The sequence below is a fragment of the Novosphingobium rosa NBRC 15208 genome, from assembly GCF_001598555.1.
In the GTDB taxonomy this organism is placed as follows: Bacteria; Pseudomonadota; Alphaproteobacteria; order Sphingomonadales; family Sphingomonadaceae; genus Novosphingobium; species Novosphingobium rosa.
The window spans coordinates 34,264-59,073 of the sequence record NZ_BCZE01000023.1 but is presented as its reverse complement, the minus strand read 5'-3'; the positions used below and the strand labels follow the sequence as shown (position 1 = coordinate 59,073).

At 63.2% G+C, this 24,810-nt stretch carries 19 protein-coding genes; 14 read left to right on the top strand and 5 right to left on the bottom strand.

Annotated elements, in window-relative coordinates; translation table 11 throughout:
• Positions 1 to 52: 52 nt before the first annotated feature.
• The gene (locus tag SR3_RS09460; protein ID WP_245653841.1) at positions 53 to 997 is read right to left on the bottom strand and encodes a response regulator transcription factor; all 945 of its coding nucleotides are present in this window, start codon (positions 995 to 997) and stop codon (positions 53 to 55) included.
• A gap of 45 nt (positions 998 to 1,042) precedes the next feature.
• Here SR3_RS09460 and SR3_RS09455 point away from each other — a divergent pair, with 45 nt between their 5' ends.
• Together SR3_RS09455 and SR3_RS09450 are read left to right on the top strand one after the other, a co-directional pair.
• Positions 1,043 to 3,193 (top strand): TonB-dependent siderophore receptor, encoded by a 2,151-nt coding sequence (locus SR3_RS09455; RefSeq protein WP_084455273.1) that lies wholly within the window; start codon positions 1,043 to 1,045, stop codon positions 3,191 to 3,193.
• 7 nt (positions 3,194 to 3,200) lie between these two features.
• Complete coding sequence (locus tag SR3_RS09450) at positions 3,201 to 3,896, top strand: hypothetical protein (protein WP_068084331.1); 696 nt, start codon at positions 3,201 to 3,203, stop codon at positions 3,894 to 3,896.
• Between the two features lie 336 nt (positions 3,897 to 4,232).
• Here SR3_RS09450 and SR3_RS09445 read toward each other — a convergent pair whose 3' ends face one another.
• Positions 4,233 to 5,627, bottom strand: coding sequence for a carbohydrate porin (locus SR3_RS09445; protein WP_084455271.1), 1,395 nt, complete (start codon positions 5,625 to 5,627; stop codon positions 4,233 to 4,235).
• A gap of 54 nt (positions 5,628 to 5,681) precedes the next feature.
• On the opposite strand from SR3_RS09445, the gene SR3_RS31230 reads away from it, so the two are divergent.
• The 11 genes from SR3_RS31230 (at position 5,682) to SR3_RS09395 (ending at position 20,468) form a co-directional block, all read left to right on the top strand.
• Positions 5,682 to 5,843, top strand: a complete 162-nt coding sequence (locus tag SR3_RS31230; protein WP_157098744.1) for a hypothetical protein — start codon at positions 5,682 to 5,684, stop codon at positions 5,841 to 5,843.
• Between the two features lie 336 nt (positions 5,844 to 6,179).
• Positions 6,180 to 8,561 carry a TonB-dependent receptor gene (locus tag SR3_RS09440; RefSeq protein ID WP_068084325.1) on the top strand — a complete coding sequence of 794 codons (2,382 nt, stop codon included), beginning with the start codon at positions 6,180 to 6,182 and terminating at the stop codon, positions 8,559 to 8,561.
• Positions 8,562 to 8,592: 31 nt separating this feature from the next.
• On the top strand, positions 8,593 to 9,519 hold the full coding sequence (locus tag SR3_RS09435; protein WP_068084322.1) for a DUF7064 domain-containing protein: 927 nt from the start codon (positions 8,593 to 8,595) through the stop codon (positions 9,517 to 9,519).
• Entirely contained in the window at positions 9,516 to 10,718 is a 1,203-nt protein-coding gene (locus SR3_RS09430; RefSeq protein ID WP_245653840.1) for a phosphotransferase family protein, read from the top strand. Before SR3_RS09435 ends, SR3_RS09430 begins: the two co-directional genes overlap by 4 nt.
• Positions 10,719 to 10,721: 3 nt before the next feature.
• Positions 10,722 to 11,243: a hypothetical protein gene (locus SR3_RS09425; RefSeq protein ID WP_068084319.1), complete on the top strand. Its 522-nt coding sequence runs from the start codon at positions 10,722 to 10,724 to the stop codon at positions 11,241 to 11,243.
• Positions 11,233 to 12,648 (top strand): MmgE/PrpD family protein, encoded by a 1,416-nt coding sequence (locus SR3_RS09420; RefSeq protein ID WP_068084316.1) that lies wholly within the window; start codon positions 11,233 to 11,235, stop codon positions 12,646 to 12,648. Before SR3_RS09425 ends, SR3_RS09420 begins: the two co-directional genes overlap by 11 nt.
• Before the next feature lie 32 nt (positions 12,649 to 12,680).
• Positions 12,681 to 13,775: a zinc-binding dehydrogenase gene (locus SR3_RS09415; protein ID WP_068084313.1), complete on the top strand. Its 1,095-nt coding sequence runs from the start codon at positions 12,681 to 12,683 to the stop codon at positions 13,773 to 13,775.
• Between the two features lie 37 nt (positions 13,776 to 13,812).
• A complete protein-coding gene (locus SR3_RS09410) occupies positions 13,813 to 15,315 on the top strand; it encodes an aldehyde dehydrogenase family protein (RefSeq protein ID WP_281198714.1) in 1,503 nt (500 codons plus the stop codon).
• A gap of 98 nt (positions 15,316 to 15,413) precedes the next feature.
• Entirely contained in the window at positions 15,414 to 16,118 is a 705-nt protein-coding gene (locus SR3_RS09405; protein ID WP_068084310.1) for a MerR family transcriptional regulator, read from the top strand.
• Positions 16,119 to 16,326: 208 nt separating this feature from the next.
• Positions 16,327 to 17,628 (top strand): cytochrome P450, encoded by a 1,302-nt coding sequence (locus SR3_RS09400; RefSeq protein WP_068084307.1) that lies wholly within the window; start codon positions 16,327 to 16,329, stop codon positions 17,626 to 17,628.
• Between the two features lie 335 nt (positions 17,629 to 17,963).
• On the top strand, positions 17,964 to 20,468 hold the full coding sequence (locus SR3_RS09395; RefSeq protein WP_169805596.1) for a TonB-dependent receptor: 2,505 nt from the start codon (positions 17,964 to 17,966) through the stop codon (positions 20,466 to 20,468).
• 102 nt (positions 20,469 to 20,570) lie between these two features.
• Here the strand turns inward: SR3_RS09395 and SR3_RS09390 are convergent, their stop codons facing one another.
• From SR3_RS09390 to SR3_RS09380, 3 genes are read right to left on the bottom strand one after another with little or no spacing between them, the layout of a single operon-like run.
• Positions 20,571 to 22,208, bottom strand: a complete 1,638-nt coding sequence (locus tag SR3_RS09390) for an electron transfer flavoprotein-ubiquinone oxidoreductase (RefSeq protein ID WP_068084300.1) — start codon at positions 22,206 to 22,208, stop codon at positions 20,571 to 20,573.
• A 14-nt stretch (positions 22,209 to 22,222) separates the two neighbouring features.
• The gene (locus tag SR3_RS09385) at positions 22,223 to 23,152 is read right to left on the bottom strand and encodes an electron transfer flavoprotein subunit alpha/FixB family protein (protein WP_068084297.1); all 930 of its coding nucleotides are present in this window, start codon (positions 23,150 to 23,152) and stop codon (positions 22,223 to 22,225) included.
• A gap of 1 nt (position 23,153) precedes the next feature.
• A complete protein-coding gene (locus SR3_RS09380) occupies positions 23,154 to 23,900 on the bottom strand; it encodes an electron transfer flavoprotein subunit beta/FixA family protein (protein WP_068084440.1) in 747 nt (248 codons plus the stop codon).
• A gap of 143 nt (positions 23,901 to 24,043) precedes the next feature.
• Here SR3_RS09380 and SR3_RS09375 point away from each other — a divergent pair, with 143 nt between their 5' ends.
• Positions 24,044 to 24,778 (top strand): FadR/GntR family transcriptional regulator, encoded by a 735-nt coding sequence (locus SR3_RS09375; protein WP_068084295.1) that lies wholly within the window; start codon positions 24,044 to 24,046, stop codon positions 24,776 to 24,778.
• Positions 24,779 to 24,810: the final 32 nt, after the last annotated feature.

Here is a 24,810-nt window from a genome sequence, read left to right as displayed (position 1 = left end):
CAATCCTGCCGGTCTGCAATAATGCTGGCCGGCAGGATTGTTCAAATAGCCGTCATGCCTCCATAACATCGAAGCGATAGCCAATACGGCGCAACGTCTGAATTGGGTCCGGCTTTCCATCCACGCATAGTTTCGCGCGCAATCGGCTCATATGGCTCTCGACGATGTTGGTCCTGACCTCGAAGTGATAGGACCAAACACCCTCAAGCAACATGCTGCGCGTCACGATCTGTCCCGCATGCAGCATGAGATACTCCAGCAGTTTGAACTCCTGCACCTGCAACGGAATAGGAGCCCCGCCACGCCTGACCTGCCGCTTCAAGCGGTCGATCTCGATATCGCCGACGGTCAGACAGGCCGAGGTTTCACCATAGGTCGCGCGGCGCCCCAGTGCCATGATCCGGGCGAGCAGCTCACGCGTGGCAAAAGGTTTGGCAAGGTAATCATCCGCTCCCGCCTCCAGCCCATCGACGCGATCATCCACGCCGGTCATGGCCGTAAGAAACAAGGCCGGGGTCTGTACGCCCATGCTCCGCAATATTTTAATGGCCTTCAATCCGTCGACGCCTTCGACCATGCGGTCAAAGATCAGCACATCATAATCATGCGACCCGGCCAGATAAATGGCATCTTGCCCTGACTTACAGGTTTCGACGGTATGTTGTGCTTCTTCTAAAACATGCACCAGGCTGTTGAGAAGAAGTTCATCATCTTCGAGGAAGAGGATTTTCATCACGCTCGGCCCTCTTGCGCCCCAAGACGGGCATGCGCTGCCGACATTGACAACAATGCCGATGCTCAAATTGGATACGCCATCGGATTGGCCTGAGCCAAGTTGGGAAAAATCAACATTGCGGCGCGGCATGCCTGCACCTGATCCACCTCCGATGCCCGGCAAGGTGGCATCCGCATGGTGTAAAAAGTTAAAGATTCCCAATGTTGCCGGAAGCGCTTTACGCCAGCCGCCAATCTCGCTAGGCGCCACATGATAATGCAATCGACTCTCATTATCTCATAAAATTAAACCAAGCGAGAACCTTTCGTGTCGTTCAAATCCGCCTTTTTCGCCTCATCGGCCCTGCTGGCGCATGCCGTGCCTGCTCATGCCGAGACACCGCCCCCGCCGCAGGATACGATCGTGGTGACGGGCCGCGCGTCACAGGTGCAGATCGGCGCCGATGATCGGTATCAACCCACGCCCGATGCCTCGACCCTGCGCTCCACGGCCCGCGCGCTCGATGTGCCTCAGGTGGTCAACATCGTGGCAGCGCAGGTGATCCGCGATCAGCGCCCGCGCTATCTCGACGATGTGCTGACCAATGTCAGCGGCATCACGCAGGGCAACACGCTGGCCTCCACGCAGGACACCATCATGAAGCGCGGCTTCGGCGGCAATCGTGACGGATCGATCATGCACAATGGCATGCCGCTGGTGCAGGGACGCGGCTTCAATGCGGCGGCGGAAAGCGTGGAGGTGCTGAAAGGGCCCTCCTCGCTGCTCTATGGCATCATGGACCCGGGCGGGGTGATCAATGTCGTCAGCAAGAAGCCGCTGACGAAATCGGCCACCATGCTGTCGGTCACGGGCGACACCTATGCCCATGGCCGCAATGGCGCCGAGGAAATGCTCGACACCACCGGGGCCATCAAGGGCAATCTGGCCTATCGCCTGGTGGTCGATCAGGATGACGAAGCCTATTGGCGCAATTTCGGCGCCCGGCATGAGACGCTGGTGGCCCCCTCGCTCGCCTGGTACGGGCCGAAAACGCAGGTGGTGCTGTGGTATGAATTCCGCCGCTACAACGCGCCTTTCGATCGCGGCACCTCGATCGACAGCAAGACCGGCAAGCCGCTGGCCATCGATCCGCGCGAGCGTCTGGACGAACCTTCCAACACGATGATCGGCCAGACCCATCTGGGCCAGATCTCCATCGATCATCAGCTGGGCCATGGCTGGGCCGCCCATTTCAGCGGCAGCTACAATGCCGAATTCTACGATGCTGGCCAGTTCCGTGTGGCGGGCGTCAACACCACCACAGGCGCGGTCACGCGCAGCAACGATGGCACCAATGGCGCGCTCAGCACCGATCTTTACGGCACGGCCTATGTCGATGGTTCGGTGACGGTCGCGGGCCTCAGGAACGACATCCAGATCGGCGTGGAGGACGAACACCGCCGCATCTATCGCCGCGATCTGCTGCGCCAGACACCCAGCGTGGGCTTCAACTATCTCAAGCCGGTCTATGGCCTCAACCCCATCTCCACCACCGTCTCGGCCAGCGACAGCGACCAGACAGACAATCTGCACGACTATTCCTTCTTCGGGCAGGACACGCTGCATCTGGGCGACAAGTGGATCGTGGTGGCGGGCGGCCGCTTCCTCCATTACCGGCAGGTGGCAGGCAAGGGCCGCCCCTTCGTGGCCAACACCAACATCGAGGGCGACAAATTCCTGCCGCGCGCGGGGCTGGTCTATAAGGCCACCAGCTTTGCCTCGGCCTATTTCAGCTATAGCCAGTCGCTGAAACCGGCCTCGACCATCGCGCCTTTGTCTTCGGGCCTGGTGCTGGATTCCAGCTTCCAGCCCGAGCGTGGCCGTCAGTTCGAGGGCGGACTGAAGGTGGAGATTCCGCATCGCATCACCGGCACGCTGGCGCTCTATGACATCGACAAGCGCAATGTGATCGTCTCGCAGTACAATGCCGCGACGGGCCTGACAGATTACCGCACCGCCGGGCGCGCCCGTTCGCGGGGGGTGGAGCTGGATCTGGCCGGCCAGATCACCGACCATCTCAGCACCATCGCCAGCTATGCCTACACCGACGCCAGGACCACCGAAGACCCGCTCTATGCCGGGAACCAGCTGGCCAATGTGGCGAAGAACACCGCCTCGCTTTCAGCGGTCTATGATCTGGGGCGGATCGCGGGCGGGCGGCGCCTGCGCATCGGCGGGGGCCCGCGCTATGTCGGGCGACGCGCCGGGGATTCAGCCAACAGCTTCTTCCTGCCTTCCTATGTCGTGGCCGACGCCTTCGTCACCTATGATCTGCCGGTCATGGGCAAGAAGACCAGCTTCCAGCTCAACGTGAAAAACCTGTTCGACCGAACCTATTACCAGTCGGCGGTCAACCTCTATTTCATCTCGATCGGAGATCCGCGCCGTGTCTCGCTCACCGCTTCAATCGCCCTGTGACAGGATGATGAACCGTCGCAGCTTTGCTCTGGGCTTTGCCGCAACGGCGGCGCTGGCCGCCTCGCCCACCTTCGCGGCGGGGGCGGCCAGACGCATCCTGCTGGTGGTGCAGCAGGCAGGCCCCAATCTGCCCATCGACCTGAAGGTGCGCGATCATCTGCACGCCGCTGGTTACGCCGTGGACATCGCCGACCAGCGCGCCGCGCCCTACGCCGCCAAGGGTTTCGATCTGGTGATCCTTTCTTCCACGGTGTCGGCCAAGGATGTCGATCCGGGCTGGCGCCAATCCCCTGTGCCGCTGCTCACCTGGGAAAACGACTGCCTCGACGATCTGGCGATGACCGGCAAGCGCCACGATGCCGATTTCGGCGAGGCCGAGAAGGAGCGTTATCTCTGGATCGTCAACGCGCCGCATCCCATGGCGGGCGGCCTGCCGGCGGGGCTGGCCAATGTCTATGTCAAACAGGCGCCGATGAGCTGGGGCAAGCCCGGCCTTGGCGCCACCACCATCGCCACACTCTACGGCCAGCCCGAGAAGGCGGCGATCTTCGGCTATGAAAAGGGCGCGACGATGGATTACGAGGCCCTGGCCCCGGCCCGCCGGGTGATGATGTTCCTCAACAATGACACCTTCACCAACCTGTCGCCGGCCGGGCTGCGCCTGTTCGATGCAGCGGTTGAGTGGGCCTCCGCCAGATCTTGAGCCCCCAAGGAGCAAGCACCGGATGTGAATCGCCCCGGGTTTGCCGGAGGCCCGAATATCAGGCGCTTTGGCGCCCAAGGCTGAACGGGATGGGCACTCACATCATTGGGAAATTTTTCATGACCGGAGAAATTGAACGACCGTTGCCACCTATCGCGCGCTGCGGTGGGGGCGATAATCTGGGTCAATCATTGTCTTTCATCCAGACATAGCGTTCAAGCTTAGCCAATGCGGACAAAAAACCTAGAGTATCATGGCGCATCAGAGCAGATGCGCCTGAAACTCCAGAATCAAAGGCTCGTAGGCATCAAGCCAGGCTGGTATGTGCAACCTGGCTCAAATCAGCAGTGACAGGCTCAGATAGCCGTTCACCGCCAGGGGCACCTTGGGCGCATAGGTCGGATTTTTCACCAGTCCGAGACCCGGCTGAAGATAGAGCCCGTGCGTCACCCGATAGGCATAGCTGGCCACCACCGATGCCGCATAGTCCTGGGATTTCTGATTGGGCACAATCGCATCCAGGGCAAAATTCGACAGCTTGTTGTAGGAGGCGACAATCGATGCCAGATCGAAAGGCCGCTTCTTGATCAGGCCGATGCCATAAACGCGCGCCTCGTAATATTGGCTGTAGAGATTGCGGCTCGAAGGAGCGTAATTCACCGAGGCTCCGAGATAGACCCCGCGAAATGGCCTGTCCTTGTCGGTCTGGGTCAACTGCCGATCAACGGCGGCATAAAGGGCGTAATTCTCGCTTGTTCCGCCGGTCTTATAATTCGTGAAACGGGTCGTGTTGTAGATCACGCCCGCACGAAACCACAGTGAGCGCTGCCCCGCCTCCGCCTCGCGGTGCAGACCGACCTCATCGACGAACAGGGCCCGCGCGCCCGGCAGATTGAAGCGCAACCCCAGCCCGCCATTGAGCGGCACCTCGGCATTGGCCCCGCCCGGCGGCAGGCTGCGCTGGGCGCCGAATTTGGTGTAGAGGCCATTGCTGGCGTTCAGGCGCACATTGATCGCGGGGGCGCCAATGCCATTGTAGCCAAAGCCGAGTTGCACCGGAATCTGCGCCTGGGGCCCGAGATTGCCCGAGGCCAGACTGCCCGCCACCGCCGTGCCGACAAATTCCTGCAGATTGTCCAGATAGCCCACCTTGACCTCGACATGGCCATGGGCAAGCGCCTGATAATAGGCGAGGTTGGTGATGCGGGTGAAGCGCGGCCCGTCGATCTGCCGCAGGCCGTTGGTCACGGAGGCCGCGGTCACCAGAAACTGCCCGCCCTCCAGACCGATCTTGCCGGTGTCGAAGCTGAGGAAGATGCACTGGATGCCCACCTCATAGGTCGGCTTGCGCCCGTTGTAGCTGGCGCCGGGCGTGCTGTCGCCGCGCAGATTGTAAACACCCGTGTTCGCGCTCAAGCCCATGATGCCGATACCGGCATCGGCCAGCGCGGAGCGGACACCGCCCGCATCCTGGGCGATCGTATCCTGAATGCGGGGGAAAGGAATGTCCCAGCCTTTGGGGCGGAGCGCCTCGAAGCGTGCATAATCCGTGGTGGGGGACTGTGCCACTGTGCCGGGCAGAGTGCCTTGTGCCGGGGCATTGGTGCCGGGCTCCACAGAAGGACTGGATGGCGAGAGGGGCGTGCTGGCAGGATCATGCTCCTGTCCGGTCTGCGCAAAAGCCACGGAGGGCGCAAGAATCATCAATAAAACCAGAGCAGTCGACTTCATGGCATCCTCCGTCTTGATCCCGGGATGCCATCTGCCAGTCCTCGCGCTGTCGCCATGCCCATCATCGGCGGCGAAAAAGCGGGAGTGCTGGCCATGCGGCGCCTGTCCATCTGTGCGTCCCGGGCGGTTGCTTCCTTCATCCTCGTCATGCGCGAAGCGGAAGCTTTCATTCTTAAATGGTTGAATGGATTAACCATCCAGCGATGCACCGGCTAGCAACACCGTTGCCGCAGCCCAAATAGGATTTCGATCATGCTATTGGAAAACAGGGATTTAAGCTCCGGTGCATCCACTCACCCGCAAGACGGGTGCAACGGGTCCGGCAGCCCGTTTTTCAGGCCGGGATGCCATCAAAGCAGCAAACGCCGCCCGATAACACTGCCCGCGCCATGCGGCATCAAAGAAGTGCTGATCTATCAATCACATTAAGGTCATACCATTATACTTTTTGAATGATGCCCCGCGAATTGGATTTGTCCCAAAAATTTCCGGCAGATAGCCTCCCCGTCAGAAACAGCACCGCATGAACGGTGCCGATAAAGGGGAGAGTGTATGAACTGGCGGGCGACCCTGTTGTGTTGTGTCTCCAGCGCGGGCGGACTGGTTCTGACCGCGCCGTCCATGGCCCAAACGACCGCATCGGTGCCGGATGCCGCGGCATCCAGGGTGCCCGACGGGGCCGAGATCGTGGTCACCGCCAACAAACGTTCCGAGAACATCAGCAAGGTCGGCCTGTCGATCACCGCGATCTCGGGCGATACGCTCACCAACCGCAAGCTGACCAGCATGGAAGATGTCGCCAGTTCGGTGCCGGGGCTGGCCTATGCGCCTTCGGCCACCAACACGCCGATCTTCACCCTGCGCGGCGTGGGCTTCAACGAAAGCTCGCTGGGCGTCTATCCGGCGGTGAGCGTCTATCTCGACCAGACGCCACTGCCCTTTCCGGTGATGGCCAGCCATGTCGCCTATGATCTTGAACGCCTCGAAGTGCTCAAGGGGCCTCAGGGCACGCTTTTCGGACAAAATTCGACCGGTGGCGCCATCAACTACATCGCCGCCAAGCCCACCTCGTCGCTGAGCGCGGGCGGCAATATCTCCTATGGCCGTTTCAACCAGCTCGATGGCAACGCCTATATCAGCGGGCCGCTTACCGAAAGGCTGGGCTTCAGGCTGGCCGGCACCGCGCTGCGCTCCGACGACTGGCAATACAGCTACACCCGCAACGACAGGCTTGGAAAGCAGCGCTATGTCGCCGGGCGGCTGTTGCTGGACTGGAAGCCTTTCGATGCCGCCCATCTCCTGCTCAACGTCAATGGCTGGCGTGACACCTCCGACCCTCAGGCCCAGCAGCTCACGCTGATCTTCGCGCAAATTCCGCAATATGCCTCACCCGCACTGCTGAACTATCCCTTCGCGCCCAACAATGCGCGGGCGGCGGACTGGTCGACCGGTGTCGACCGCCCCCGCGCCGATCGCGGCTTCTTCCAGGCCTCGCTGCGCGGCGATGTCGAGCTGGGCGGCGGGCTCACCCTCACCTCGCTCACCTCCTACGACCGCTACAAGCAGACGCAGGTCACCGATGGCGACGGCATGTCACTGCTGATCTTCGACCTGGGGCAGAATGACGGGCATATCAACTCCTTCAACCAGGAAGTACGCCTCGCCAATGACCAGACGAGCACACTGCGCTGGATCGTGGGCGGCAATTACGAGCGCAGCAACACCTTCGAGCGGCAGGTCCTGCTCTATCGCGACGGCACCAACAACAACCCCGCCAATCTCTTCATCAACGCCAGCGGCGTGACCAACCATCAGAGCATCGAGAATTATGCCGCTTTCGGCAATCTCGAATGGAAACCGATCGACAGGCTGACGCTGAAAGGCGCCGCGCGCTACACCTCCACCCGCAATCAATCGGCGATCTGCGGCTATGCGGCGGGCGATGGCAATGTCGCCACCCTGTTCAATGCACTGGGCGGGTTGCTGGGCACGGTGCCCTTCACGCCCATCACTGCGAGCGACTGCTACACGCTCAACGCCAACAATGTGCCCGGGCGCGTGCCGGTGATGCAGACCCTGAAGCAGGACAATGTCTCGTGGCGGGCGGGCGCCGATTTCCAGATGACGCCGCGCATGCTGCTCTATGCCAATGTCTCGCGCGGCTACAAGGCAGGCTCCTTCCCGAGCCTGGCGGCAGCGATCCAGAGCGCGCTGCGGCCGGTGACTCAGGAATCGGTCACCGCCTATGAGGCCGGCATCAAGACCCAGCTGTTCGACCGCAAGCTGAGCCTCAACGCCGCCGCCTTCTACTACGACTATCGCGACAAGCAGGTGCGCGGAAAAACACTGGACCCGATTTTCGGCACGCTCGACATTCTGATCAACGTGCCGCGCTCGCGCATTCAGGGCTTCGAGGGCGATGCCACGCTGCGCCCCGTCAAGGGCCTGACCCTGACCGGCGCCGTGACCTATCTCGACTCCAAGGTTCTGGAGTATCAGGGCGTCAATGTGCTGGGCCAGTCGGACCAGTTCCGTGGCGATCCCCTGCCCTTCACGCCGCAATGGTCGGGCTCGTTCAACCTCGATTACCGGCATGAGCTGGCCGATGGCGGCGCGCCTTTCCTGGGTCTGGGCGTCACCGCGCGCAGCACCTCCTATGCCGTGCTGGGCGGCGAGCGCATCTCCGTACCGGCCAGCGCCACCACCATCTACAAGCCGGGCGTGCAGAATGTCTTCCAGCTTGACGGCTATGCCACCGTCGATGGCCAGATCGGTTATGCCGCGCCGCATGATCGCTGGCGCGTGACGATCTGGGGCAAGAACCTCTTCAACAAATACTACTGGACCAATGTGAACCCCGGCAATGATTCCGCCGCGCGTTTTGCCGGCCGTCCGGTGACCTATGGCGTCACCTTCGCGTTCAAATACCGCTGATCCCCATTCGTGCCGCAAGGAGGTTCGAGCCATGCCCGAGATCACACAGCCCATCGCCGATTGCCCCGCGAAGGACGCCTTTCGCCACAGATTGAGCGAGGACGGCCGGGAATCGCTGACCCATCAGTTCGTCCTGCCCCATTACGGCATCGCGGGTTTCTATTATCCCACCGTTCGGGCCAATGGCCATGCCAAGGGCCGGCTGTTCCTCTTCGGCCCGGCCTTCGACGCCCCCATCGAGGAGCAGGTCGAAACGCAGGTGGCTGACGATCTCGATTTCGACGACTGGCGTTTCGGCCCGCTGCTGATGGCGGTGCGCGAACCCCACAAGGTGGTGGATCTGGGCTGGTCGGGTGACCGCATCCAGTTCGAGGGGCGGTGGGAAGCGCTGCATCCGCCCTATGCCTTCAGCTCGCACCCCAAGGGCAATCCGCCCTATTATGGCGACGACCGCACCGAGCAGCATGGCATCGTCAAGGGCAATCTCTGCGTCGATGGGCGGAACTATCCGCTCAACAATTTCATGATCCGCGATCACAGCTGGGGGCCAAGGGTCTGGGGGCTCAACCAGCATTACAAATGGATCCACGCCACCACGGCCGGCGCCTCGGTGCATTTCTTCGAGATGCAGTCCTTCGGGCGGGTGGAGCTGCGCGGCTATCTCTACAAGAATGGCGTGATGCGGCACATCCGCTCGGTCGATTACGAGATCGACTATGATAGCCGGATGATGCACGACCGCTTCCAGGTCACAGTGACCGACACCGACGGTCGCAGTGTCTTCGTCGATTGCCAGGCTTTCGCGAAATATCAGCTCGACCTCGATCCCAAGGTGCTTCTCAATGAATCGGTGGTCACCGCCACCATCGATGGCGAGGCGGGAACCGGCTGGTGCGAGTTCTGCTGGAACCGCGACTATCTGAAATTCGCCAAACCCTATGTCCGGCGGTTCGGATGATGGCGGATAACGGCATAACCCTGTCGGATCGTTTCCCGCCGACCGCACCGGCGCCCGTCGATCTATGGGACCGCGATGAGATCGAGCCGCGCATCCGCCATGTTCTGGATCGCACGCTCAGGCTGCGATCCTCCGGGCCTTACCGCCCCAAATCAGCGCCCGAGGTTGCCGCGATGCTCGGCAACTTCCTGACCGCCCGAGGTCTGGACCGCCCGGTCATCACCGAGGTCGAACGCATGGCCGGGGGGGCCTCCAAGGAGCAGTTCGCCTTCACGCTTCGCCATGCAGGCCGCCAGGCGCCCGAAAGGCTGATCCTGCGCATGGACCCGCTGGAGGCGATCTCGCAGACCTGCCGGGGCCGGGAGGCAGAGGTGCAGCAGAAGATCGCGGGCACGCTCCCGGTGGCAAAGGTCCGCCATGTCGATGCCGACGGCGATGTGCTGGGGCAACCGGCGGTGATCCTCGATTTCGTGCATGGCGTGACGGAACCCACGGTCAGCAGCGGCAAGGGTGTGTCCGGCATGGGATCGCATCTGGGCGATCTGGCCGCCAGTCTGGCGCCGCAATACATCCATGCCCTGGCCGCAACCCACCGTTTCGACTGGCGTGCCCAGGACTGGACTTTCTTTGCCGCCCCGCCCCCCGGCACCCTTCAGGCGGCGATCTGGCAGGTCAACTGGTGGTCGCGCGTGTGGTGGGACTGTCTGGTCGAACCGGTGCCGATCGTCACGCTAGCCGAGCGCTGGCTGCGCGAGAATGCCCCGGTCTGCGAAGCGCCCATGCTGGTGCATGGCGATCTGCGCATGGGCAATTTCATGTTCGAGGAGGCCAGCGGCACCTTCACCGCGATCCTCGACTGGGAGCTGGCCCATATCGGCGACTTCCATGAAGACATCGCCTGGACCATGCAGAAGCTGTTCGGATCATGGCGCGAGGATGGCGTCTTTCTGGTCAGCGGCCTGCTGCCGCGCCAGCAGTTTGTCGAGCACTATCAGCAGGCCTCGGGCAACATCATCGATCCGGTGCGCCTGCGCTATTACGAGGTGCTCAACGCCTACAAATGCGCGGTGATGGATCTGGGGCAAGCGATGCGCGCCTCGATCGAGGGCAACAACCATCAGGAGGTGGTGCTGACCTGGCTGGGCTCGGCCGGCGCGGTGTTTCTGGGCGATATCGTCCGTTTGCTGCGGGAGGGCTGAGCCATGCTGCCGGATATCGACCTTCGCATCGCCTGCATCGTCAAGGCCCTTGAACAGGCGATCCTGCCCGCCCTGCCCACGCGCGAACGCCTGGCGCGGGATCAGATCAGGCTGTGCATCGGCCATCTCCAGATGATCGGCCAGCAATGGCGCTGGGCCGAGGCTTTCGAGGCGGCCTCGCTGGCGGCGATGATCGCGCTGGGCCGGCAGCTGCTGCCCTGTGTGGATCACGCCTTCCACGATGCGCTGTCCGCCGGGCTGGAGCAGGCGGGCACTGGCGATGCCAATGCCGCCATCCGTGCGCTGGGCGGTATCATCGACCGCATCATTCTGGGCGAGAACGGCACCATCGCCCTCTCCGCCCCCGCCCGCGAGGCGATCCTGACCTATGGCGAGGAACAGGCACGGCGCGAAAGGATCTGGTTCGCCGGCAATGCGCTCGATCCCGATCGCCATGACCTGCCGTCCTTCACCACCCTGATCGACACCCTCTCTCACCCCCCGGAGAACAAACGTGAAGCATGAAAACCCCGTGCTGCCGCAGGACGATCCCTCAGGGCCGCTGGCCCGGATGGTGGCGGACACCCGCTTCGAGGACCTTCCGCCCCCGGTCATCGATCTGGCCAAGCGCGCCATCTTCGACACGCTGGCCGTCACCATCGCCGGTTCGGGCTGGGAGGTCAGCCCGGCCATCGCCGATCTGGTTGCCGAATGGGGGGGCGCGCCTCAGGCCAGCGTGCTGGTCTATGGCCACAAGGTGCCCGCACCCATGGCCGCCTTTGCCAATGGCGTGATGGCCCGCGCCATCGATATGGGCGATGTGCATGAGACCGGCGGCCATATCACCGAATGGAATGTGCCCGCCATGCTTTCGGTGCTGGATCTGGGCGAGCGTGCCATAACCGGGCGCGACTTCATCACGGCCTATGTCACCGGGGGCGAGGTGGGGGTGCGGGCCAGTGCCGCGCTCAACCTGGTGCGCTATCACACCAATTGGGGCATGCCGGGCGAATGGAACGGCCCGCTCTGCGCCACCGCCTCGGTGGCGCGGCTGCTGGGGCTGGATGCCGATCAGACATGGAACGCGCTTGGCATGGCTTACACCGTCCATGGCATGTCCGAGTACAACAAATATTCGGAAGGCACGCAGATGCCCCGGGTGCAGCATGCCTTTGCCGCCGATACGGCAGTCAAGGCGGTGCTGCTGACCCAGCGCGGGGTGACAGCGCCGCGCGGCATCTTCCAGGGCGTGCCAAGCGGCATCCTGCGGCATATCGCCTGGGAGGATGTGCGGCCCGAACTGCTCACCGAAGGGCTCGGCAGCCATTGGCAACTGGCTGAGGGGCTGTCGATGAAGCCCTATTCGGCCTGCAAATTCACCCATTCCTTCATTGCCAGCACCGTCGCCATCATGCGTGACAACGCACTAGACGCCGCCGACATCGAGCGGATCGACTGCGTCGGCAGCGAAAGCGCGCGCATGACCTTCGAGCCGGCCGCCGCCAAATGGCACCCCCGCACCACGCCCGAGGCGATGTTCAGCGCCCCCTACACCATAGCCACCGCCGCGCTGGAGGGCGGCTTCTTTCTGGGCGATCTGCGCGCCGACCAGATCCTGCGCGCGGACCGGCAGGCGCTCATGAAGCGCATCCATATCCGCGCCGATCCCGCGATCACCGATCAGTTCGAGGGTTTCAGCGTCCGCATCACCCTGACGAACGGGCGCGTCTTCGAGCATGTCACCCCCTACACCAAGGGCCACACACGCAACCCGATGAACTGGGACGATCTGGGCGAGAAGCTGGCGCGCTGCGCGGCTTTCGCGGCCCGCCCCCTGCCCGGCGTGCAGCTGACACGGCTGCGCCAGCTTTGCGAGCAGCTCGAAACCGTCACCGATATGAATGACATCGTGCGGGCCATGACGGCCTGACCATCCCTTCCCTGCGGAGCGAAGACATGAAAATGAAAGCAGCCGTTCTCAACACCATCGATGGAAGCTTCCAGATCGAGCAGATCGAAATCGATCAGCCGCGCGGGAAAGAGGTGCTGGTGCAGGTCAAGGCCTCAGGCCTGTGCCATTCCGACCTGCATTTCGCCGAGAAGGATTTTGGCGTGCCGCTGCCCGCCGTGCTGGGCCATGAGCTGGCGGGAATCGTCACCGCCGTGGGGCCCGAGGTGCGGGAATTCGCGCCGGGCGATCATGTCGTGGGTTCGCTGATCCAGTTCTGCGGCCATTGCTCCTCCTGCATCGGCGGACGGACCTGGCAATGCGATCACCCCGAGGAAACCCTGCGCGGCGGCGAGGAGGACCAGCGCCTGTCCCGCGCGGGGCAGGCTGTCAGCCAGGTGTTCGGCACCGGGGCCTTTGCCGAACAGGCGCTGGTGCATGAGCATCAGCTGGCCAAGGTGCCAAGGGAAATCCCCTTTGCCCAGGCCTCGCTGCTGGGTTGCGGCACGATCACCGGCGCGGGGGCGGCGATCAACGCCGCAAAAGTGCGCCCCGGCGATACGGTGGCGGTGATCGGCATCGGCGGCGTGGGGCTGAACGTCATCTCCGGCGCGAAGCTGGCCGGGGCGGCGCGGATCATCGCCATCGACACGCAGGCCAAGAAGGAAGAGCTGGCCCGCAAGTTCGGCGCCACCGATTTCGTCGATGCCTCGCAGGGCGATGCCGTGGCCGCCGTCAGGGCATTGAGCGAGGTGGGGGTCGATCACGCCTTCGAGGTGGTGGGCATCAAGGCCACCTCGCAGCAGGCGATCAAGATGGCGCGCAAGGGCGGCACCGCCTATCTGATCGGGGTTCACGCACCCGATGCCACCATCGATGTCAACGTCACCATCGATCTTCTGACCAACCAGGTCGATGTGCGCGGGGTCTATATGGGCTCCTCCAACATCAAGCATGACATTCCGATGTATGCGCGCCTCTATCTGCAGGGGCTGCTCAACCTCGACGATCTGATCTCGCGCGAGATCGAGCTGTCGCAGATCAACGATGCCTACCGCGAACTGAAAGGCGGCGCGATCGCCCGCAGCGTGATCACCTCCTTCGACTGACCTGCGGCCCCATACCCCGATAAAGATGGAGAGCACCATGACTGAACACGCAACATCGGCCCGTTACGGCGAGGCTGGCCATGAGGTCGCCTTGCCCACCACACGCATGCTGATCGGCGGCGACTGGCAGCAGGCCGCCGGCGGCAAGACGATCGATGTGGAAGATCCCGCCACCGGCCAGCTGATCGCCAGCGTTCCGGCCGGCGGGGCCGAGGATGTCGACCGCGCGGTCGCCCAGGCGCGCAAGGCCTTCGAATCCGCCGCCTGGTCACGCATGCGTCCGCTCGACCGCGCGAAGATCATCGAAAACATCGCCCGCAAGATCGAGGAGCATGCCCATGAGCTGGCGCTGCTCGAAAGCTATGACAATGGCAAGGCGGTGCATCACGCGCTGGCGGTCGATGTCCCGGCGGCGGTGGACATCTTCCGCTATATGGCGGGCTGGTGCTCGAAAATTCACGGGCAGGTCAACCCCATCTCGGGTGACGGGCGGCAGTATCACTCCTATTCGCTGCGTGAGCCCATCGGCGTCGTCGGCCAGATCGTGCCCTGGAACTATCCGCTGGCGATGGCGGCCTGGAAGGTGGCGACGGCACTGGCGGCGGGCTGCACCATCGTGCTGAAGCCTTCGGAGGTCACGCCGCTCACCGCGCTGCGGCTGGCCGAACTGGCGCTGGAGGCGGGCCTGCCCGAGGGCGTGCTCAATGTGGTGACCGGCTATGGCCATGAGGCCGGGCAGGCGCTGGTCGAACATCCCGGCGTGAACAAGATCGCCTTCACCGGTTCGACCCGGGTGGGCAAGCAGATCGTGCAGACGGCGGCGCGCGATCTCAAGCGCATCACGCTGGAGCTGGGCGGCAAGTCGCCCTCGCTGATCTTTGCCGATGCCGATCTGGACAAGGCGGCCATCGGCGCGGCGCTGGCCATCTTCTTCAATTCGGGTCAGGTCTGTCTGGCCGCCTCGCGCCTCTACATTGAGCGGCCCGTTTATGAGCGGGTGCTCGAAAGCGTGGCCGCCGTGGCCAAGACCTTCAAGCTGGGCCATGGCCGCGATCCCGACACGATGCTGGGGCCCCTGGTCTCGCGCAATCAGCAGGAGCGCGTGCTGGATTACATCGCCCAGGGCCGCGCCAGCGGGGCCGAGGTGGTGACCGGCGGCGGCACAGGCTCCGATACAGGCTATTTCGTGGAGCCGACCATCTTCGCCAACCCTGCCGCCGATGCCAGCATTGTGCGTGAGGAAATCTTCGGCCCGGTGCTGGTCGCCACGCCCTTCGACGATGTGGAAGAGGTGGTCAAGCTCGCCAATGACACGCGCTATGGCCTGGCCGCCAACATCTGGACCAATGACCTGTCGCGCGCGCATCTCACCGCCCGCAAGCTTCAGGCCGGGACGGTCTGGATCAACACCCATGGCATGAACGATCCTTCGGCGCCCTTTGGCGGCGTCAAGGAATCGGGCTGGGGGCGTGAAGTGGGCGAGGAGGGCGTGCTGGCCTACACCGAAACCAAGACCGTCACCGCCCTGCTGGGCGACTGAGCGTGATGCGCGGCGGCGCTCCCCCGATCGTCGCCGCGCAGACCCTGTGGGAAATGAACGATTGCCCGCACCACCCTGTGATGCTCTAAATCATCGCGATGAAGATGCGCGATCTGGAAGCCAGGACCGGGGTCCACCGCGAGACGATAAGGGTCTATCTGCGCCATCGACTGATCCCCGAGCCGCATCGCTCCGGGCGCAATGTCGCGGATTATGACGAGAAACATGTCGAGGCGATCCTCGCCATCCGCCAATTGCAGCAGGACAGCCGGCTGACTCTGGCCCAGATCGGCGCGCTGATGGATGGCAGCCCGGCGCCGGGGCGGGTCGGTGCCAGCACGCTCGACAAGCTGGAGCAGCTGGTTGCCCATCGCTCCGGGGCGGATGGGCCGCCCGTCGCCATCGCATCGCTGCTCGAAACCTATCCCCATGCCGAGGAGGATGCCCGCACGCTGGCACGCATCGGCATCCTCAGGATCATCGAAACGCGGCAGGGCGCCATGCTTTCGCTGTCCAGCGCGCAAATCGTGCGGATCTGGGGCGAGATGCGCAAGGCCGGTTTCGACGGCCATCTCGATTACACGCCCGAGATCCTGGGCTTCTATATCGAAGCCGCCGATTTCGTGGGCCGCTGGGAGGCCACCACCTTTTTGCAGCGCGTCAGCGGCCGGATCGAGGTCGATGAGGCCGCCCGCATGGTCGAGCGCGCGCTGCCGCTGATGCTCGATTTCTTCGGCCTGTTGCGCCAGCAGGCGTTTTTTCGCCATGTCGAGGCCTTGCGCAACACGCCAACAGAGGGCTGACACCACGCTTTCTCATGCGGCCAGCCATTCAATTTCATGCGCCCTATTCAAATCCCGGCCTCTGCCCAGCCCCCATCCATCAGGGAAATAAAGTTTTTCCTGGATCTGGCGGCTTGTGGTCCGACCTTTAAGGGCAATTGACGTCCGCATCCTCCAAGTATTACGTATAACTCATACGCAAAATAACAAAAGCGTGGAGAGGACCCCCATGAGCACCACACTCGAAGCCGGGCTGCGCCCGCTGATCCCGCAGGATATCGCGCGGATCGTCATCTCGCCCAAGTCCTACACCGATGACGCCGTAATCTATCCCGCCTTCCAATGGCTGCGCGAGAACATGCCTTTGGGTGTGGCCGAGGTGGAGGGCTACGATCCGATCTGGATCGTGACCAAACATGCCGATATTCGCGCGATCGAACTGAACGCCAAACTGTTCCACAACGCCGATCACAATCCGATCCTCAACGACCGCGCCTCCGACGCTTTCATGCGCCAGATCAACGGCGGCTCGACGCGGCTGATTTCCTCGCTCACCTATATGGACCCGCCCGAGCACGCCGCCTATCGCAACCTGACCCAGAGCTGGTTCATGCCGAACCGGATTGCCAAGCTGGAAGATCAGATCCGCGCCCTGGCCCGCCAGAGCGTCGGGAAACTGCTCGACTTCGATGGCGAATGCGATTTCGTGCGCGACTTTGCGCTGCATTATCCGCTGCGCGTCATCATGACGCTGTTCGGCGTGCCTCCCGAGGATGAACCGCGCATGCTCAAGCTAACGCAGGAGTTCTTCGGCGTCCATGATCCCGAAGAGCAGCGCCCCGAGATCGCCGCCGATCCGGTGGTGGCCGCCAAGATGTGGGCCGCCACGCTTGAGGATTTCTACGCCTATTTCGACGATCTGAGTGCGCAGCGCCGCGCCCACCCCACCGACGACATGCTTTCGCTGATCGCCAATGCGCAGGTCAATGGCGCCCCCATCCCCCGCAACGAGGCCAATGGCTATTATGTCGCCATCGCCACAGCGGGGCATGACACCACCTCCTCCTCGACCGCGGGCGGCCTGCACGGCATGCTGCTCTACCCCGAGAATCTCACGAAACTGCGGGAAGACCCCGCGCTGGTGAAGGGACTGGTGGATGAGGCCATCCGCTGGACCAGCCCGGTCAAGCATTTCATGCGCAACGCGGTGGAAGACACGCAGGTGCGTGGGCAGACCATCCGCGCCATGGACCGGCTGATGATGTGCTATCCATCGGGCAACCGCGATGAAGAGGTCTTTGTCGATCCGGCGCGCTTCGACATCACCCGTTCGCCCAATCCGCATATCGCCTTCGGCTTCGGCCCGCATATGTGCCTGGGCCAGCATCTGGCCAAGCTGGAGATGCGCGTGCTCTTCGAGGAGCTGCTGCCGCATCTGGGCAGCATCGAACTGGCCGGCGATCCACGCATGGTCGAAACCAATTTCGTGGGCGGCTACAAGACCCTGCCCATCCGCTTCACCAAGCGTTGAACATGCTTCCAAGCCGCCCTGGCATCTGGCTGGGGTTGGCGGGGAAAAGGCTTCCTGGTTCCGCTTTTTGAATGGTCGGACCTTAATTCAATTTTTGAATTCCACCTGCCTTCGTTATCGCGTGAAGCGGCCGGCACGCACGCAGCTCCAACGCGCGCTGCCCGGATCGCAGAAACATCACATCAGACAAGAAAAGCAGAGGCGGCTGACCGTGAAGGGCTGCGTCTGGCCGGGACGAGAAACGCGCACCCCATAAAGGCGGCTGCGCGAGAACAATAATCGTAAAAAAGGGAGAGATCATGATGGCCAAAAAGAGGCTTCTTTCGGGACTTTCTGTGCTTGCAGTCACGGCAATCTTCGCTGGCCCCGCCATGGCAGAGGATGCGCCTGCGCCGCAACAGGCACAGCAGCCGGGTATTCAGGACATCATCGTCACCGCCAACAAGCGCGAGGAAAACATCAACAAGGTCGGTCTGTCGATCACAGCGGTCTCGGGCAATGACCTGAAGGAGCGCAAGATCGTCTCGCTTTCGGATCTGGCCTCGGTGGTGCCGGGCCTGTCCTTTGCGGCTTCCAACGCCAACACACCGATCTTCACGCTGCGCGGCGTGGGCTTCAACGACAGCTCCCTGGGGGTCTATCCCGCCGTCAGCGTCTATGTCGATCAGGCGCCGCTGCCCTTCCCGGTGATGGCCAGCCACGCCGCCTTCGACCTCGAGCGCGTCGAGGTGCTCAAAGGTCCGCAGGGCACGCTTTTCGGCGAGAATGCCACGGGCGGCGCGATCAACTACATTGCCGCCAAGCCCACCAAATCCCTGCAGGCCGGTGGCGACATCAGCTATGGCCGCTTCAATTCGATCGACGCCAATGCCTATATCAGCGGGCCCCTGACCGACACGCTGGGCTTCCGCATTGCGGCCACCGGCTCGCATATGGATGACTGGCAATACAGCATCTCACGCCCCAACGACACCAACGGCCATATCTCCTTTGCCGCCGGTCGCCTGCTGCTCGACTGGAAACCCACCTCCGCCGCCCGGTTCGAGCTGTCCGTGAACGGCTACAAGGACACGTCGCAGCCCCAGGCGCAGCAGCTGATCCTGCTCAACCCGCAGGGCAAGGGCGCTTCACCCGCGCTGATCTCGCGGCTGCTGGCCTCGCCTTTCGCGCCCAACAATGCCCGGGCCGCCAATTGGGTGAACCAGGCGCTGGATCCGGCAACGGGCGTCATCAATGCCGATGGCTCGACCCAGCCGGGCACGGCGAGCTACTCCGATTTCCGGCAGTTCAGCGATCGTACCTTCTGGCAGATCGCGCTGCGCGGCGACATCGACCTCACCCCCGACATCACCCTCACCAGCATGACCTCCTACGATCACTTCGACCAGCGCCAGCGCGTCGGCGGTGACGGCAATGACATCGTGACCTTTGCGCTTCAGCGCAACGACGGCATGATCCGCACCTTCAACCAGGAGCTGCGCCTTGCCAATTCCGGCCATGGCGCGCTGAAATGGATCCTGGGCGGCAATTTCGAGCGAACAGTCACCGACGAAAACCAGTTGCTGCGCATCTTCGACAACACCGCCGACAATGCCGGCAATCTCTATATCAACGGCAGCGCGGTCGACAATCACCAGAGCATCACCAATTGGGCGATCTTCGGCAATGCCGAATACAAGTTGATCGACCGCCTGACTCTGATCGGTGGCGTGCGCTATACCGATTCCCATAACAGCGCCAATGTCTGCGGCAGCACCATCCCGGGCGGCAACGATGACAAGCTCTTCAATTATCTGGGCAGCCTGACCGGCCAGAGCTTCACACCGATCAACTATGCGGGCTGCTACACGCTCAATGCGATCAACGTGCCGATCCCCAAGGGCGTGACCATCATCTCGCCCTATGGCCCGGGCCCGCTGGGCGTGCCAGGCGAACCTTTCGTGGCCAAGCTGAACGAAAGCAATGTCTCGTGGAAGGCTGGCATCAACTTTCAGATGACGCCGCGCGCGCTGCTCTATGGCACCGTTTCAAAGGGCTACAAGAGCGGCAGCTTCCCCAGCCTGGCGGCGGCCACCTTCACCCCGCTGCTTCCCGTGACGCAGGAGTCGGTGCTGGCCTATGAGCTGGGCGCCAAGCTGCAATCCGCCGATCACAAGCTGAGCCTCAACTCCGCCGCCTTCTATTACGATTATCGCAACAAGCAGGTGCGCGGCAAATTGCTGGACCCGATCTTCGGCGATCTGGAAGCCGAGGTGAATGTCCCCAAATCGCGCATCTGGGGTCTGGAGGCCGATCTGACCGTCCGCGAGATCCCCGAGATCACGATCACCGGCGGCGTGACTTATCTCAACTCCAGGGTGCTGACCTACAATGGCGTGGATTCGGTGGGCAATGCCAACCAGAATTTCGCGGGCGATCCCCTGCCCTTCACGCCGAAATGGTCCGGCAGCGTCGATATCGGCTGGCGCCACGAATTGGGCAATGATGCCGCGATCTTCGCCGGCACCACGGTGACCGCACGCACCAAGACCGATGCCGTCTTCAATGCGCAGAACCTCACCACCAGCCGTATCCAGGCCACCAACCCGCTCTATCTCGCCGGGCTCGGCTATGCCGCCGCCGCGCCCGGCGTGACGCAACCCTTTGTGATCGACGGCTATGCCACGGTCGATGCGCGGGCGGGTTACGAGTCAGGCCATGGCTGGCGCGTGATGGTCTGGGCCAAGAACCTTCTCAACAAATACTACTGGACCAATGTGATCAGTTCCACCGACAGCGCCGCCCGGCTGGCGGGCATGCCGGCCACCTATGGCGTGACCTTCGGCTTCACCTTCAAATGACCTTGCAAGGCCCGGCCCCGTCCTGGGGCCGGGCACTCTTGTCCCACCACGTGAAAACCCCGACTCCTTCAAGGGGCCGGGGTTTTCCGCAATCTCGCCAGATCACATATTGGGATAGTTGGGGCCCCCACCGCCCTCGGGTGTGACCCAGGTGATGTTGGCCGCCGGGTCCTTGATGTCGCAGGTCTTGCAATGCAGGCAGTTCTGCGGGTTGATGACGAAGCGCGGGTCGCCTTCCTCCTGTCCGGTCACCTCATAGACGCCCGCCGGGCAATAGAGCCGCGCCGGTTCGCCATACAGCGGAAGATTCCGGTCGATCGGCAGCGCCGGATCGGCCAGATGCAGATGCACCGGCTGATCCTCCTCGTGGTTGGTGTTGGAAACAAAGACCGAGGACAGGCGGTCGAAGCTGATCACCCCATCGGGCGCGGGATAGGTGATGGGCCGGGCAGCATCCTTGCGGCTCAAGCCACGATCGGAATGATGCGCCAGCGTATAGGGCAGACCCATGCCCAGCGTGCGCATCCACATCTCCACGCCAGCCAGCGCCGTGCCCAATATGGCGCCAAAACGCGCGATCAACGGCTGGACGTTGCGCACCATACGCAACTCCTTCGCCACCCAGCTGGAGCGCAGCGCAGCCTCATAACCGTCCAGAGCATCGCCCCCGCGCCCGGCCGAAAGCGCCGCCGCAGCAGCCTCGGCGGCCAGCATGCCGCTTTTCATCGCGGTATGGCTGCCCTTGATGCGCGGCACATTGACGAAACCCGCCGCGCAACCCACCAACGCGCCGCCGGGGAAGGTCAGCTTGGGAACACTCTGCCAGCCGCCCTCGTTGATGACACGCGCGCCATAGGAGATGCGCTTGCCGCCTTCGAGACAACGGCGGATCTCTGGATGCTGCTTCCAGCGCTGGAACTCGCCGAAGGGCGAGAGATGCGGATTGCGATAGCCCAGCCCCACCACAAAGCCGAGCGCCACCTGCCCGTCGGCCTGATGGTAGAGAAAGCCCCCGCCGTAAGCATCGCTCAGTGGCCAACCTTGCGTATGAATCACCAGCCCGGGCTGATGTTTGTGAGGAGCAATATCCCACAGTTCCTTCAGCCCCAGCCCATAGACCTGCGGCTGGCTTGCGGCATCCAGCGCATGATGCGCAATCACCTGTTTGGTGAGATGCCCCCGCGCACCCTCGGCAAACAGCGTGTAGCGGGCATGGAGTTCCATACCCGGCTGATAATCATCTTTGGGCTGACCATCGCGTCCCACGCCCATATCGCCGGTCGCCACGCCGCGCACCGCGCCATGCTCGTCATAGAGCATTTCGGCGGCGGCGAAGCCGGGGAAGATTTCCACCCCCAGTTCCTCGGCCTGAGCCGCCAGCCAGCGGCACAGATTGCCCAGCGATCCGGTGTAGGTGCCCTTGTTGTGCATCCAGCCGGGCGTGAGCCAGTGCGGCACGGAAAACTTGCCGTTTTTGGTCAGAAACCAGTGCCGGTTGTCCGTCACCGGTACGGCGGCCAGCGGGCAATCGCGCTCGCGCCAATCGGGGATCAGCTCATCGAGCGCGCGCGGATCGACCACCGCGCCCGAGAGGATATGCGCCCCGATCTCGCTGCCCTTTTCCAGCACGCAGACGCGGATGCCCGCATCCTGCTGCTTGAGCCGGATCGCGGCGGACAGCCCGGCCGGGCCGCCCCCCACGATGACGACATCATACTCCATCGCTTCGCGTCCAGGCATCGGCTGGTCTTCACTCATAGTTTGGCCGTCAGGTCCGGCACCGCCTCGAACAGATCGGCGACCAGGCCGATGTCGGCGATCTGGAAGATCGGCGCATCCTCATCCTTGTTGATGGCGATGATGGTCTTGCTGTCCTTCATCCCCGCCAGATGCTGGATCGCGCCCGAGATGCCCACAGCGATATAAACCTCCGGCGCCACGATCTTGCCGGTCTGGCCAACCTGATAATCGTTGGGCACATAGCCGGCATCCACCGCCGCGCGCGATGCGCCCACGCCCGCGCCGAGCTTATCGGCCAGCGGCAGGATCACCGCCTCGAAGGTGGCGGCATCCTTCAGCGCCCGCCCGCCCGAGACCACCACCTTGGCGCTGGTCAGTTCGGGGCGCTCACTGCTGGCGATCTGCGCGCCGACAAAGCTGGACAGGCCGGCATCGCCCGGCCCGGCGATGGTTTCGACGGTTGTGGAACCGCCCGTGGGCGCCGCCTTGGCGAAAGCGGTGGTGCGCACGGTCAGCACCAGCTTGGGATCGCGGCTCTCCACCGTGGCGATCACATTGCCGGCATAGATCGGGCGGGTGAAGGTTCTGGGCCCCTCGACCGAGAGGATTTCCGAGACCTGCATCACATCGAGCAGCGCCGCCACGCGCGGCGCGATGTTCTTGCCCGAGGTGGTGGCGGGCGCAACGAAGGCATCGTAATCCGCCATCAGCCCGGCGATCAGCGGCGCAACATTGTCGGCCAGACCATGGGCATAGGCTTCATCCTCGGCCAGCAGCACGCGCGAGACGCCCGCGATGTTGGCCGCTGCCGCCGCCACCGCGCCGCAGCCCTGCCCCGCCACCAGCGCGACCACCTCGCCCAGTTGCGTCGCGGCGGTCACCGTGGCCAGCGTGGCATCCTTCACCGCGGCATTGTCGTGTTCGACCCAGATCAGAACTGTCATTTCACGCAACCCCCATATCCTTGAGTTTGGCCGCCAGCGCATCGGCATCGGCCACCTTGATCCCGGCGCCGCGCACCGGCGGCTCGGCCACCTTCACCGTGGCGAGGCGCGGGGTGACGTCCACGCCCAGATCGGCCGGCGTCCTGGTCGCCAGCGGCTTGGACTTGGCTTTCATGATGTTGGGCAGGCTGGCATAACGCGGTTCGTTGAGGCGCAGATCGGTGGTGACGATCGCGGGCAGCGCCAGCTTCACCGTCTCCAGCCCGCCGTCGATCTCGCGGGTGACCAGCACACTGTCGCCGTCCACCACCACCTGCGAGGCGAAGGTGCCTTGCGGGCGGCCCATCAGCCCTGCCAGCATCTGGCCGGTCTGGTTGCAATCATCATCGATGGCCTGCTTGCCCAGAATGATCAGTCCGGGCTGTTCTTCCCCGGCCACGGCTTTCAGGATCTTGGCAACGGCCAGCGGCTCGACCGCCTCGTCGCTCTGCACATGGATCGCGCGATCGGCCCCCATCGCCAAAGCGGTGCGCAAGACCTCGACCGCCTTGGCCGGGCCGACCGAGAGGACGATCACCTCGGCGGCAACGCCCTTTTCCTTCAGGCGAACCGCTTCCTCGACGGCGATTTCATCGAAAGGATTGAGGCTCATCTTCACATTGGACAGATCCACACCCGAGCCATCCGGCTTCAGCCGCGGCTTGGCATTGTAGTCGATCACCCGTTTGACAGGCACGAGAATCTTCATATCCGGCATCCCATGTCATCTAAATTTTGAATGGTCTTACCATTAAGAAAGAGGGGCGTGCTGTCAAGCCGCTACGGTCCGGCCATTGCCCCTTTTTGCGCAGGCGCTATAGACGATGCATCCTGCTCGAAAGTGATCCCGCGATGCCGACCACAACCGCCGCCAAGCCCAATTTCGCCCCGATCAAGACCCAGCGCGCCTTCGAGGCGATCTGCGAGCAGATCCGCTCGCAGCTGGCGGCGGGCACGCTCAAGACGGGCGACAAGCTGCCCGCCGAGCGCGACCTGGCCATCGAGTTCCAGGTGAGCCGCAGCGCCCTGCGCGAAGCGCTGCGCAGCCTTGAGGTTTCCGGCATCATCCGCAACACCAAGGGCGTGAAGGGCGGCTCCTTCATCCAGGCGGCCGAGCCGGACCGCATCGTGCAGGCGATGCAGGACTATGTGCATCTGGGCAAGGTCTCGCTGGAGGAACTGACCGAAGCGCGTCTCGCCACGCTGGACATCATCGTGCGGCTCGCCTGCGAAAGGGCGAGTGAAACGGATCTGGCCGAACTGGAGGCGATCGCCGAACGCACCAAACAGGAAACCGGCGTCGAGGCGCGCTATGAATGCGCTGCGCAATGGTATGAGGTGCTGGCACGCGCCACGAAGAACCGCATCTATGGCATCTTCGTCAATTCGCTGTCCTCGATCCTCCATCAATTCGTGCAGGGCCCCGATTACGAGACCTTGCAGGAAACGCTGATCGATTCGCGCCTGCGCCTGATCCGCCATTTGCGCAAACGCGATGCCGATGCCGCCGCTCTGGAAATGCGCAAGCATCTGGAGCGCATTCACCGCCATGTGCGCAAGAACATCAAGGCACGCGGCGGAGCCTGACCTTTTCACCATCGCGCAACCGCAACCGCGCG

Coding starts and splice junctions, on each gene's coding strand:
- SR3_RS09450 (WP_068084331.1), top strand. CDS start 3,201: ATGAACCGTCGCAGCTTTGCTCTGGGCTTTGCCGCAACGGCGGCGCTG.
- SR3_RS09445 (WP_084455271.1), bottom strand. CDS start 5,627: ATGAAGTCGACTGCTCTGGTTTTATTGATGATTCTTGCGCCCTCCGTG.
- SR3_RS31230 (WP_157098744.1), top strand. CDS start 5,682: ATGCCCATCATCGGCGGCGAAAAAGCGGGAGTGCTGGCCATGCGGCGC.
- SR3_RS09440 (WP_068084325.1), top strand. CDS start 6,180: ATGAACTGGCGGGCGACCCTGTTGTGTTGTGTCTCCAGCGCGGGCGGA.
- SR3_RS09435 (WP_068084322.1), top strand. CDS start 8,593: ATGCCCGAGATCACACAGCCCATCGCCGATTGCCCCGCGAAGGACGCC.
- SR3_RS09430 (WP_245653840.1), top strand. CDS start 9,516: ATGATGGCGGATAACGGCATAACCCTGTCGGATCGTTTCCCGCCGACC.
- SR3_RS09425 (WP_068084319.1), top strand. CDS start 10,722: ATGCTGCCGGATATCGACCTTCGCATCGCCTGCATCGTCAAGGCCCTT.
- SR3_RS09415 (WP_068084313.1), top strand. CDS start 12,681: ATGAAAGCAGCCGTTCTCAACACCATCGATGGAAGCTTCCAGATCGAG.
- SR3_RS09410 (WP_281198714.1), top strand. CDS start 13,813: ATGACTGAACACGCAACATCGGCCCGTTACGGCGAGGCTGGCCATGAG.
- SR3_RS09405 (WP_068084310.1), top strand. CDS start 15,414: ATGAAGATGCGCGATCTGGAAGCCAGGACCGGGGTCCACCGCGAGACG.
- SR3_RS09400 (WP_068084307.1), top strand. CDS start 16,327: ATGAGCACCACACTCGAAGCCGGGCTGCGCCCGCTGATCCCGCAGGAT.
- SR3_RS09390 (WP_068084300.1), bottom strand. CDS start 22,208: ATGCCTGGACGCGAAGCGATGGAGTATGATGTCGTCATCGTGGGGGGC.
- SR3_RS09385 (WP_068084297.1), bottom strand. CDS start 23,152: ATGACAGTTCTGATCTGGGTCGAACACGACAATGCCGCGGTGAAGGAT.
- SR3_RS09380 (WP_068084440.1), bottom strand. CDS start 23,900: ATGAAGATTCTCGTGCCTGTCAAACGGGTGATCGACTACAATGCCAAG.
- SR3_RS09375 (WP_068084295.1), top strand. CDS start 24,044: ATGCCGACCACAACCGCCGCCAAGCCCAATTTCGCCCCGATCAAGACC.